The 12,694-nt window shown below is 65.9% G+C and carries 8 protein-coding genes; 7 read left to right on the plus strand and 1 reads right to left on the minus strand.

The window, feature by feature from the left end; all coding sequences use genetic code 11:
• Positions 1–120 precede the first annotated feature (120 nt).
• Positions 121–753, plus strand: coding sequence for a TIGR02466 family protein (locus tag G473_RS0102770; protein ID WP_029011843.1), 633 nt, complete (start codon positions 121–123; stop codon positions 751–753).
• Here G473_RS0102770 and G473_RS0102775 read toward each other — a convergent pair.
• Positions 734–7,534, minus strand: a complete 6,801-nt coding sequence (locus G473_RS0102775; RefSeq protein WP_051329821.1) for a tetratricopeptide repeat protein — start codon at positions 7,532–7,534, stop codon at positions 734–736. The two genes, G473_RS0102770 and G473_RS0102775, sit on opposite strands and share 20 nt — an antisense overlap.
• A gap of 177 nt (positions 7,535–7,711) precedes the next feature.
• On the opposite strand from G473_RS0102775, the gene pseB reads away from it, so the two are divergent.
• The 6 genes from pseB to G473_RS0102805 are packed head-to-tail and all read left to right on the plus strand — an operon-like array spanning position 7,712 to position 12,681.
• On the plus strand, positions 7,712–8,737 hold the full coding sequence (gene pseB / locus G473_RS0102780; RefSeq protein ID WP_210163211.1) for a UDP-N-acetylglucosamine 4,6-dehydratase (inverting): 1,026 nt from the start codon (positions 7,712–7,714) through the stop codon (positions 8,735–8,737).
• Positions 8,734–9,969, plus strand: coding sequence for a UDP-4-amino-4,6-dideoxy-N-acetyl-beta-L-altrosamine transaminase (pseC, locus tag G473_RS0102785; RefSeq protein WP_029011846.1), 1,236 nt, complete (start codon positions 8,734–8,736; stop codon positions 9,967–9,969). The genes pseB and pseC overlap by 4 nt, the downstream gene beginning before the upstream one ends.
• Before the next feature lie 23 nt (positions 9,970–9,992).
• Complete coding sequence (locus tag G473_RS0102790; RefSeq protein WP_029011847.1) at positions 9,993–10,757, plus strand: SDR family NAD(P)-dependent oxidoreductase; 765 nt, start codon at positions 9,993–9,995, stop codon at positions 10,755–10,757.
• On the plus strand, positions 10,754–11,245 hold the full coding sequence (locus G473_RS0102795) for a Rieske (2Fe-2S) protein (RefSeq protein WP_029011848.1): 492 nt from the start codon (positions 10,754–10,756) through the stop codon (positions 11,243–11,245). The genes G473_RS0102790 and G473_RS0102795 overlap by 4 nt, the downstream gene beginning before the upstream one ends.
• Positions 11,239–12,114 carry an RHO alpha subunit C-terminal catalytic domain-containing protein gene (locus tag G473_RS0102800; protein WP_029011849.1) on the plus strand — a complete coding sequence of 292 codons (876 nt, stop codon included), beginning with the start codon at positions 11,239–11,241 and terminating at the stop codon, positions 12,112–12,114. The genes G473_RS0102795 and G473_RS0102800 overlap by 7 nt, the downstream gene beginning before the upstream one ends.
• A gap of 9 nt (positions 12,115–12,123) precedes the next feature.
• Complete coding sequence (locus G473_RS0102805; protein ID WP_029011850.1) at positions 12,124–12,681, plus strand: GNAT family N-acetyltransferase; 558 nt, start codon at positions 12,124–12,126, stop codon at positions 12,679–12,681.
• Positions 12,682–12,694: the final 13 nt, after the last annotated feature.

Below are 12,694 nucleotides of genomic sequence, written 5' to 3' on the forward strand. Positions count from 1 at the left end.
CCTACGTTCCTTCAGGCCTGCCGACAAATGCGCTCTGCCCCACCCTGCATCGCCACACCCGCCGATCACGGGCATCCAGCGCCCATTGACGGGCGCGGCACTTGGACGTAAAGCCAAGCCATGACCGATCAAGCCCCCGCCCCCACCCTGGAAACCCTGTTCGTCACCCGCATCTACCGCGCCGAACTGGACGCGGGCGAGGGGTTCAATGATGAACTGGCCGCCTGCTGCATGTCCGCCGCGGAAGATGACCGGGCGGGGCAGAAATGGTCGCTGAAGAACGGCTATGCCGGCTACACCTCCTATTCCTCGATCGACGATCTGCCCTGGCGCTATCCGGCGGTGAAGCTGCTGAAATCGCATCTCGACCGGCATGTGAAAGCCTATGCCAAGCTGCTGGAATGGGATCTGGGGGGCCGCAAGCTGGAACTGGATAATCTCTGGATCAATGTGCTGGACCCCGGCGGGATGCACGGCTCTCACATCCATCCCAACAGCGTGATCAGCGGCACCTATTATGTCGATATCCCGGAAGGGGCCAGCGCCCTGCGCTTTGAAGACCCCCGTCTGGCCCTGATGATGGCGGCGCCGCCGCGCAAGCCCAAGGCCGCGCGGGAGCTGCAGCCCAGCATCGCCATGGCCCCCAAGCCCGGCACCCTGCTGCTGTGGGAAAGCTGGCTGCGCCATGAAGTGACGCTGAACCAGGCGGAAACGGAACGCGTGTCGATCAGCTTCAATTACGCGTGGCGCTAAGCAGCAGGGACACCGCCCGCGCAACGGCCTGATTTGCCCCCTCCCCCTCTCGGGCTAACAGCCGCATGGCGGGGTACCAGGGGCGGATAGCGGTGCCCAGGCTGGTCCAGTCCGGGCCGGACAGACGCCAGGTAGGCGTGCCCAGCGCACCCGCCAGTTCCCCGATGAAGGTCGGTACGGCGATTACCAGATCAAGGCCGGCGATCAGGGCCGCCAGCCCGTCCAGATCGTCCCGCAGGTCCAGATCGTCAAAGCGATGCAGGGTCAGGCCGGCTTTGGCCGCCCGTTCCTTTTCCGCTTCTGTCGCGCCAAGCTGCAAATCCACCAGATGCATCCCCGGCACCCGCGCCAGCGGTGCCAGCGTGGTGACATCGGTATAGGACAAGGCCCGTTCCACCGTGATGCTGGAGGAACGCCAGGCCAGACCCACCTTCAATCCCGGGCCTAAGGCCGCCAACCGGGCAGCCCATTGGCCCTGTGCCGAGGCATCCGCGCACAAGAGGGGCATTGGCGGGGCAATATCGGCCAGATGCGGCCAGAGGATGCCCGCTAGATCGCCGGCAGCAATGGCAAGATCGGCGTCAGTCGGGCGCGGTTGCGCCGCCCTGACCAGGGCCTGCGGAAACGAACGGGTGAACAGTCCCACCAGCCTCGGGTCCGTTTCCATCACCACCCGGCCACCCAAGGCCAGAAGGGCCGGATAGGCGGCCGCGAACATGATCTGGTCGCCAATCCCCTGTTCACCCCATACCAGCAGCCGGCGTCCATCCAGCGGCTCCCCCCGCCAGACCGGCAGGTCGATATCACGGCCCCGCACATCCGGGCTGCCCGCAAAACGGCTAGCATAGCCCCGCCATCCCCCCGTCAGATCACCGTCAGCCAAATCCAGCAGAGACCGGTTATAAAGCGCCGCCGGCAAGTCAGGTGCCAGGGACAGGGCCTTGTCATAATGGCGACGAGCGGCGTCATCCAATCCCCGAAGCGATTCCACGCGCCCCAGATTGTTCCAGGCATCGGCCAGGGCAGGGTCATCGGCCAGCGCCTGCCGATGCGCCGCCTCTGCCCCCGCCAGATCGCCGCTCATGCGCAATGCCTCCCCCAGCCCGGTGCGCAGCAGGGCGTCCTCCCCCCCTGCGGCAAGGGCCTGACGATAGGCATCGGCCGCCTCTTCCGGGCGGTCCATGTCACGCAGAAGCTCCGCCATATTGGCCAGCGCCACCACCCAGCCGGGTTTCAGCGACAAGGCCCGTTTCTGCGCGGCCAGCGCATCTTCACGGCGGTTCAGGCGGCGCAGGGCATTGCCCAGGTTGCTCCAGACTTCCGGTGCTACCGGCTGTTGCGCGAGGGCCTGACGATAGGCTTTCTCTGCCGCCGCTGGCTGGTCCCTGTCCTGAAGCAGATTGCCGAAATTGACCCAGGCCGCGGTGTAAGCCGGCTCCACCGTCAAAGCCCGGCGCATCAAGGGTTCCGCCGCCGCCAATTCACCCATCTGGTGGTGCGCCAGCCCCAGCAGATGCAGGGCGACCGGCTGTTCCGGCGCCTGGTCCAGCACGGCCCGGTAGAAGGGCATGGCCGCCTGCGGATCGCCACCACGTTGATGCTCCACGCCCTGGCCCAGCAGTTCCTCCACCGTGCCGACGGGCAGTGGGGGGGGAGCGGGCGGTGTCTCCTGCCCCAAACTGGTCAGCAACCGCACGACCACCGGCACCTGATCCACCACCTTTCCAGCGGCGGGCACGGTGATGATGCGCTGGGAGGCGAACCAGGGCCGCACCCCCGTGCCAAGCCGGGTCCAGTCAAGCGCTCCGGACAGGCGCCAGACGGGTACGCCCAGGGCGCCGGCCAACTCCCCCACCGCTGTTGCTGTGGAAATGACAAGATCAAGGCCCATCATCAACCCGGCCACCGCTTCCAGGTCGTTCTTCTGATCCAGGTCAGGCCAGCGATGGATGGTGATACCGTGCGCCGCCTCAAAGGCGGCAATCTCCTCCACCGCCCCGTCATATTGCAGGGAAACCACCTGCACCCCTGGCAGGCGGGCCAGGGGCAGCCAGTCGGCCAGCGTGGTATAGGCGTCAACCCGATCCGCCGTCTGCAACTGGCTGCGCCAGCACAGGCCGATCTTCAGCCCCGGCCCCAGCGCTGCCAGACGGTCCGCACCCGCCGCCGCCTTGTCCGGCAACGGGGACAGAAAGGCCGCCCCATCCCAGCCGGCCAAGGCAGGACGGACCAGGGACGGCAGCGAACCCGCAGGTATGGCAAGATCGGGGGCATGCGCCATCCCCTCCCCCTCCGGCACGAAGCGGGCGAAGGGAAAGGCGCGGCTGAACAGGCCGATCAGGCGGGGGTCCGCCTCGACCACCACATCCCCATCCAGATCACCTAAATGACGGTAAAGGCCGGCAAACATCACCTCATCGCCCAGCCCCTGTTCCCGCTGCACCAGCAGGCGGCGGCCTGCCAGCGGTTCCCCCTGCCAGCGCGGAAGGGGCAAAAGTGCGACACCCCGCACCTCCCCACTGTCAAACCGGGCTTCATGGCCTTGCCAGCCAGCCTTGAGATCCCCCAGCGCCAGCGACAAAAGCCCGTGATTATAGAGCGCGCGGCCAAAGCCCGGCCGCAGGGCAAGCGCCCGGTCCAGCGCATCGCGGGCCGCTGGGCCGTCACCCTTCTGGACCAGCAACAGGGAGCGGTTCACCTCCGCCTCGGCAAAGCCGGGATCAGCGGCCAGGGCCCGGTCCTGACAGGCCATCGCTTCGGCTATATTACCCTGACGGGCAAGGCACAGGCCCAGATAGCTCCAGGCATCGGCCAGATTGTCATCCAGCGCCAGGGCCTGACGCAGGGTGCCAGCCGCCTGTGCATACTGGCCCAATCCATGCTGGGCCACCCCCAGATTGGCAAGCGCGCGGGGATAATCCGGCCGCTGCTTCAAGGCCCGCTGGTGCGCGGTCACCGCCTCGGCCGGGCGGCACTGGTCCATCAGCGCCGTGCCCAGATTGGTCCAGGCTTCAGGATATTGCGGCCGCAGGGCCAGGGCCTGACGGAAGGCGCGAGCCGCATCCTCTGGCTGGCCCAGCGCTTTCAGGACGCTGCCCCGGCTGTTATGGGCGATGGCGAAATCCGGATCGGCAGCAAGCGCCTGATCCACAAGCGCCAGCGCTTCCACCCCATCACCCTGCGCCAGCCGCACCACGGCCAGCAGATGCAGCGCATCGCCATGGTCGGGATCATGGGCGAGAATGGTACGATAGCCCTGTTCCGCCCCTGCCAAATCTCCCTGCTGGTGCAGGCGCAGGACATCCGCGATGGCCGGCGGCGGGCCGGGCGGAAGAAGGGGCAAGGGATTGGCAACCGGCAGGGCAACCTCCGGCACCGTCAATAGCCGCTGCAATTCCGCCCGCATCGGCGCGACGCAGGCCTGCACCGGCGCATTCGCCACAGGCATGAAAACACGCATGCAGGCAAACCAGGGACGCACAGCGGTGCCCAGACAGGTCCAGTCCGGGGTGGGCTGGAAGCGCCATGTCGGCACACCCAGGCTTGCCGCCATTTCCCCCACCGACGTGCTGGCGCTGATCACCAGATCCAGCCCGGCGGTCAGCGCCGCCGCCCCTTCCAGATCCTGTTTCAGGTCCAGATCGTCCCACCTGTGCAGGGTGATGCCATGATCGCGGGCAAGGGCCGCCACCTCTGCCTTGGTATCCCCATATTGCAGATTGATGGGGATGATACCGGGCAAAGACAGGATCGGCAGCAGATCGGCCAAAGACAGATAGGCCGGCGCGCGCACGGAATCGACCAACCCCGACCGCCAGCAGATCCCCACCCGCAGGCCTGGCCCCAGTGCGTCCACCCGCCGGGCGAAATCCGCCGCCCGGTCAGGATCGGGCGCCAGCCAGGGCCGGGCAGTCGCGAAATCCCCCAGGCGGGGCCGCAGCCAGCGCGGCAAATCCCCCATAGGGCAGTGATAATCGGCATCGGTCGGGTCCGGCGTTTCGGCCCGCACCAAAGCCCCCGGCAAAGACCGGGCAAACAGGCCCACCAGTCGGGGTGAACATTCCACCACCAGCACCGCCCCAAGCACCTGCAGGGCCGGCAGCAGGGAACCGAACATCAATTCATCGCCAATCCCCTGTTCCCGCCAGACCAGCACGCGCTTTCCCGCCACATCCTGTCCCTGCCAAGGGGGTATGGTGAAGGAACGCGCCTCCGCCTGCTGGGTAGAGTGGAAGCGCAAAGCCTGATCCGCCCAGCCCCGGTCCAGCCGGCCCAGTTCCAGATCCAGCATGGCGCGGTTGGTACGGGCCAGCACCTCCCCTGGCCGGCGGTCCAGCAACCGGTCCAGCACGGCCACCGCCGCGGTCGGGCGACGGGCTGTTGCCAGCGCCTGGGCATAATCAATCTGGGCATTGGCATAATCGGGGGCCTCTCCGGCCACCTGCGCCAGCAGGGTCAGCCCCTCCTCCATAAAACCCGGCACCGTGCGCCCGACGGCGACCAGGGCACTGCCCAGGCTGGTTCGCGCCTCCACGGAACCGGGATTCAGGTCCAGTGCCCGGCGCAGTGGGGCCAAAGCCTCCTGCGCCCGATCGGCCGCCTTCAGCGCCTGTCCCAGATTGACCCAGCCTGCTAAAAAATTGGGATCGGCCCGCGTGGCATCCCGGTGGGCCGCGATGGCGCCCTCCTTATCCCCCCTGGCAGCCAGCACATGCCCCAGCGCATCCAGTGCGGCGGCAAAGCCGGGTTGGGCCGCCAGGCACCGGCGCAGCAGCGCCTCCGCCTCCCCATTGTCGCCCTTGTCGTTCAATGCCAGCGCGAGGTTGACCTGCGTGCCGGAACTGTCAGGCCGGTGTGTCAGTGCCTGCCGGTAGAAGGGAATGGCATCCACCGGGTCGCCCCCCATACGCAGGCAATTGGCCAGATTGACCAGGGCCGCGACATAATCCGGCTTCAGCGCCACGGCGCGGCGCATGAGCGGCACGCCTTCCGCCGCCTGCCCTTCCTGGGATAGGGCATAGCCCAGCAGATGCAGCGCCATCACATCATCAGGATCATGGGCCAGCACGGCCCGATAAAGGGGGATGGCCGCCGCCCGGTTTCCTGATTGATGCAGCACCATCGCGCGTTGCAGCGCGTCCGGCGATAGTGGCGCCGGGGCCGGAACGGAAACAGGCACCGGAACCATCAGCAAGTCCCGCAGATGCCGTGCCATGGTGGGTAACATGCTGGCGGCCGGCAATCGCGGCAGGGCTTTGAAATCCCGCATGCTCCCATACCAGGGGCGCACCGCTGTGCCCAACCGGGTCCAGTCATCATCGTTGGAAAAACGCCAGACCGGTACGCCCAAGGCGCCCGCCAGTTCGCCTACCGCCGTCCCGGCTGAAATGACCAGATCAAGCGCCCCCATCAGGGCGGCCACACCATCTTGATCATCCCGCAGGTCCAACCCTTCCGGCCGCAGGAAACAGGCATCGGGATATGCGACCACCGCGGCGTCCAGTTCGGCCCGCGTCTCGGCCACGGCAAGATCATATTGCAGCGGTACCCAGCAGATACCCGGCAAGGCAAACAGGGGGGCCCAATCGGCAAGGCGGCTGTAAAGCCCCTCCCGGTTGGCGCTGCGCAGCCCACTGCGCCAGCAAAAGCCAATGGTCAGGCGCCCGCCTGCCTCATTTTCCAGATACCGGCGCCAGGCTGCCACCCCCGCCGGGTCTGGCACCAGCCAGGGCTTGCCATCGAAGCTGGCCAGATCACGGCGCAGGAAACCACCCAGGCTGGCCACCGCGATCTGATAATCAGCGGCAACCCTCTCCTCAGCAGCGGCAACCGTCAGGCCGGAAAAGGACCGGCGGAGCAGGGGCACCAGCCGGGCATCACATTGCACCGTCACCGGCCCATCCAACCCGTCCAGGGGAGGCAAGAAGCCGGCAAACATAATCTCATCCCCCAGCCCCTGTTCAGGCCGGACCAGCAGGCGGGCGCCCTTCAATGGCCCACCCTGCCAGGGGGGCAGAGGCAGGTCGCGCCCGGCATTGCCGGGTTTGGCGCGGAACCGTTCCTCATAAAGCGGCCAGGCCTCTGCCAGCTTGCCTTTGCCGAACAGGTCCAGCGCCACATTCAGCTTCGCCACGGGCAGATGCGGGTCCAGCGACAGCGCTTTACGGAAACAGGCATCCGCATCCTCCAGCCGGCCTTGCCGTCGCAGCAGATTGCCCAGATTGGCATGGGCCATCGGAAAGCTGGAATTAATCTGCAATGCCTGCCGCAGCGCATGTTCCGCTTCCTGCGGGCGGGCCAGTTCCCCCAGCGCCGCCCCCAGATTGGACCAGCCATCGGCGCGCTGGGGGGCGATCTTCGTGGCGCGGCGGGCCGCCACCTCCGCATCAGCCGGGCGTTCCTGTTCCAGCAGCACGGCGGCCAGATTGGACCAGGCATCCGGCATATCCGCCTTCAGCGCCAAAGCCCGGCGGAACGCGGCCTCGGCATCGCGAAAGCGGCGCTGAGCCATCAACATGCCGCCCAGATTATTCTGGATGGAAGCCGATTTAGGATCGGCCTTCGCTGCCTTCTGGACCAGCGCCAGCCCTTCCTCCGCCACGCCGGTCTGCCACAGGGCCAGCCCCAGCAGGTGGGTGGCATCCACCTGTTTCGGGAGGCGTGCCAGCACAGCCCGGTAAAGCGGGATGGCGCCGGCGGCATCGCCGCCCTGGTGACGGGCGATGGCAGCCGACAGAAGGCTGGCGGGCGAGTCGGCGCTTTGGGTCTTGTCGCGGTCCATTCCAGGTCCGGGCGGCGGGCGGGAGGCCAGCTTATCCCAAGCGCATGCCGGTTACCAAGCCGGACAGCAGCACCAATGTCACCCCTGATGTTTGAAACACTTAACCCGCCTGCACAAACTGGGTAGCATCATGCGCAGAACCCGGATGCCCCGGCCCCGCGAACGGACAATAAGCGCATGAACGCGATCGCCTCCCGCCCTGCCACCCTGTTCAAGGGTGCCTCCATCATGATCACCGGCGGGACCGGTTCGTTCGGGCGGCGCTTTGCCCGCTGGCTGTTGACCAACGCCAAACCGCGCCGGCTGGTCATCTTCTCCCGTGATGAGTTCAAACAATATGAGATGCAGCAGCAATTCGCCGATCTGGACAAACAGGGCGTGCTGCGCTTTTTCATTGGGGATGTGCGCGACCAGCAGCGCCTGGACATGGCGATGCGGGAAATCGACTATGTGGTCCATGCCGCCGCACTGAAACATGTGCCGACGGCGGAATATAACCCGCTGGAATGTATCCGCACCAATATCAATGGCGCGGAAAATGTTGTGCATGCCGCCATCTATAACAAGGTGAAGCAGGTGGTGGCCCTGTCCACCGATAAGGCGGCCAGCCCGATCAATCTCTATGGCGCGTCCAAGCTGGCCTCGGACAAGATTTTCGTGGCGTCGAACAATCTGTCCGGCTCCGTTGGCACGCGCTTTGCCGCCGTGCGCTACGGCAATGTGGTCGGCTCCCGTGGCAGCGTCGTACCCTTTTTCCGCAAACTGGTGGCGGAAGGGGCGACCAGCCTGCCCATCACCGACGAGCGCATGACCCGTTTCTGGATCACATTGGATAAGGGTGTGGAGTTCGTCGCCTCTTGCTTCACCATGATGCAGGGGGGCGAGATTTTCGTGCCCAAGATCCCGTCCATGCGCATCGTGGATCTGGCCCGCACCATGGCGCCAAACCTGCCGCACCGGGTTGTCGGCATCCGGCCAGGGGAAAAGCTGCACGAGATCATGATCACGGAGGATGATGCCCGCCAGACGGTGGAACTATCCGACCGCTATGTGATCGAACCCGCCTTCAACTGGTGGGATCGCGGTTCCTACGCCAAGCATGACGCCAAGCCCGTGCCGGACGGGTTCAGCTACCGGTCCGACACCAATCCCCATTGGCTGACGGGGGAGGAGATGCTGGCCCTGCTGGACCGCCCGGCATGAGCGGGCGCTTCATCCCCTATGGCCGGCAATATCTGGACGAAGCGGATATCCAGGCCGTTACCCAGGTGTTGCGCGGCGACTGGCTGACCCAGGGGCCCAGCGTCGGCTGGTTTGAGAAAAGTTTCGCCGCCCATGTCGGTGCACGCCATGGCGTGGCCTGCGCCAATGGCACGGCCGCGCTGCATCTGGCCCTGCTGGCGCTGGGCATCGGGCCGGGCGATGCAGTGATCGTGCCCAGCATCACCTTCCTGGCCACCGCCAATGTCGTGCGCCATGTCGGCGCGGATGTCGTCTTCGCCGATGTCGATCCCCATACCGGACTGATGCGCCGCCAGGATGCGGAAGCGGCACTTAAGCGGGCTGCCACCAGGGGATGGCGCGTGCGGGCCATTATGCCCGTGCATCTGGCGGGGCAACCCGCCGATATGGCCGGACTGGCCGATCTGGCTGCCGCCAAAGGGCTGGTTCTGGTCGAAGATGCGTGCCACGCCGCGGGCACGCAACTGGCTGGTGCGGATGGCAGCACCCTGATGGCTGTGGGGGCCTGCGACCGGTCGGCCATGGCCTGTTTCTCCTTCCACCCGGTCAAGACGATGGCGACCGGCGAAGGCGGCATGGTCACCACCAATGATGATGAACTGGCCGCCGCCCTGCGCCGTCATGTCAGCCATGGGATGAGCCGGGATGAAGCAGATTTCACCCGCACCGACGCCGCCTACGGTGCCGATGGCAAGCCCAATCCCTGGTATTATGAAATGGCGTCACCCGGCTTCAATTACCGGCTGACCGATATCCAGGCGGCCTTGGGCCTGTCGCAACTGGCCAAGCTGGACCGGTTCGTGGCGGCACGGCGCACGCTGGTGGAGACCTATGATCGGGCCTTCGCCCCGCTCGCCCCCTGGCTGCGCCCAGCGGCGCGGGTGGCGGATGCGGCACCCGGCTGGCACCTTTATCCGGTGCTGGTGGATTATGCCGCCTTGGGCCTGGACCGCAGCGCCTTCATGGGTCTGTTGCGGCAACAGGGGATCGGGACCCAGGTGCATTACATCCCCGTCCATAGCCAGCCCTATTACCAGCAGCTTTACGGGCCCCTGGACTTGCCCGGCGCGGAAAGCTGGTATCGGCACTGCCTGTCCCTGCCGCTGTTTGCCGGCATGGCCATGACCGATCTGGAACGGGTGGTCGCGGCGGTGACCGATGTGGTGACAAGCCGCGTCCCCGCATCTCGATAACATTGAAGAACAGAGCCTGCACCATGCCCGCCATCCTGAACCCCATGGACATGACCGGCCGCCACATCCTGGTCACCGGTGCCTCCGCCGGGATTGGCCGGGCAACGGCCATCATGCTGTCGCGGCTGGGTGCCAGGGTCACCATCACCGGCCGGGACGAAAGCCGGCTGGCCGCCACATTCGCCGCCCTGGCCGGTGACGGGCACCATCACGCCGCCTTCGATCTGTCAGCGATTGATGCCATCCCGGCCTGGATGAAGGAGCGGGCACGCCTGACCGCCCCCTTCCACGGCATTGCCCATTGCGCTGGCATCCAGACCCTGCGCCCCATCCGCATTTTTCAGAGCGATTTCTTTGAAGAGGTGATGCGCACCAACTTGGGTGCCGCCCTGGCGCTGGCCAAGGGGCTGCGGCAGAAGGGGGTGAAGGCGGACAAGGCCAGCCTTGTCTATATTTCCTCCACCGCCGCCACGGCATCATCGCCGGCCAATGTCGTCTATGCCGCCGCCAAGGGCGGCATCATTGCCGCCACCAAGGGCCTGTCGGCGGAATTGCTGCCTGATGCGATCCGGGTTAATTGTGTCGTGCCCAGCATCGTGATGACGGAACTGATCGAACGCGGCTTTGAAAAGCTGAATGAGGAACAGATCCAGCATCTGGAAAAGCTGCAGCCCCTTGGTTTCGGCCACCCGGACGATGTGGCCCATGCGATCAGTTTCCTGCTGTCCGACGCTGCCCGCTGGATCACCGGCACATCCATGGTGGTGGATGGGGGCCGTACGGCATGACAGATGGCTGGGCGCTGCTGGGACGTGCCGCCGATCTGGCAGAACCGGGGCAATGGATCACCGGCTGGCTGGGCGCGGTGCCGGTGGTGGTGCGCAACTTTGCCGGCACGCCGCGCGGCTTCCGCAATATCTGTTCCCACCGCTTCGCCCAGATGCTGACCGCCCCCACCGGCAAGGGGCCGCTGCGCTGCCCCTATCATGCCTGGGTCTATGATGCCGATGGCGTACCCAAGGCCATCCCCTTCAACGATACGGATTTCCATCTGGGTGATGCCGACCGACAGGCGCTGGCCCTGCCGGCGGTGGCGGTGCTGGTGACGGGTGGACTGGTCTTCACCCATCTCCAGCCCGATGCCGATCCGGCACCCGTTATGGGCTGGCCGCTCACGGATGGCCCCTTCCCCCAGCACCTGCCGGATGGGTCGCTGATCGGTCCGGATGCGGCGATCCTGGAACGGCGCAGCAGCCAACGGGGCTGTGGATGCTGAATTACGACCAGCCGCCGCCCCGCCGCCGCCTGCTGCCCGCCCATTGGTTTTATGCGGCGGACAGTTTCGCCCGCGAAAGCGAAGCGATGAGCCACCGCCTGCCCTGGCGCTATGCCGGGCTGGCGGGCGATTCTCTGGTCGACGGTGTGGAAGTCGAGGCGTGCGGTGGGTTTTTGTTCCGCCGCCAGCGAATGGATGCGCCAGCGCTGGCCGATTGGTTGGGGCCGTTTGCGACACGGCTGGACTTAATGTCCCCTGCCCTATCGGCCCCAGTAGGGGCCGATGCCGTGGAATTTGCCGCCAACTGGAAGATCCTGGTGGAGAACACGCTGGATGATTTCCACGGCTCCACCGTGCATCCCCAGACCATCCACCCGGCGGTGGATGCCGACTGGCGTCAGCACCTGCACACCGAACGCCATGGCCCGCACAGCCATTCAAGCTGGAAACTATCCGCCGCCACGGCGCAATGGTGGGAAAAGCTGGTGGCACGCGGCGGTCTTGCCCGCTTCGCCGCCCAGGACCGCTATGACCATACGTACATCTTCCCCGACCTCTATGTCGCCAGTTTCCACGGTGCCATGGTAATTGTGCATCGGGTTGTGCCTTTGGCGGTGGACCGGACAAGGCTGGAATGGCGCACCTTCCTTCCCAGCCACAATCCAGGCGACCGCAAGCGCGATGCCTTCCGCCGGTCCCTTGCCGGACAGTTGGCCCTTTCCGCCCGACAAGTGATTGAGGAAGATCGGCCCTTATGTGAAATGGTGCAGGCTGGCCGTGCCGGTGCCACCGGCCCCGGCATGCTGGGCTGGCGGGAACAGCGTATCGGCGATGTGCATGACGCCCTGGCCACCCTTCTGGACATTTGAGGCCATTGAATGACCCAATCCCTGTCCTTCCGCCGCCCCACCCCGGATGATGCGGCCTTGCTGCTGGGCTGGCGGCGGCTGCCGGAAATTTCCAGCCAATCCTTTTCCGATGTGCCGGATGATCTGGACCGGCAGCGCGACTGGCTGGCCCGCAGTGCGACGCGCAGCGATTTCCACCACCGCATCATCCAGGTGGATGGGGTGGATGTCGGCTATGGCAGCATCACCATCACCCAGCCCGATTGGGGCGTGGGCACCATCGGCGTTTATATGGGTGACCGGCGGGGGCGCATCGGCATCGGTGCGCTGAACTTCGCCCCCATGCTGAACCATTGTTTCTACACGCTAGGCCTGCGCAAGCTGGTAAACCAGATTTTCGCCGATAATGAGCGGGTGCATAAGGGCCAAGCCATGCTGGGCTATCGCCATGTCGGCGTGCTGCGGGCGCACGCGGTGAAGAACGATGTGCCCCGCGATGTGCATCTGTTTGAAATGCTGGCAGCAGACTGGTTCGCCATCCGCCCCCGTTTCGGACTGATGGCCGATATGGATGGGCGGGTCTGGTAACACCTGAAATGAA

Source organism: Niveispirillum irakense DSM 11586, assembly GCF_000429645.1.
GTDB classification, from domain to species: Bacteria; Pseudomonadota; Alphaproteobacteria; order Azospirillales; family Azospirillaceae; genus Niveispirillum; species Niveispirillum irakense.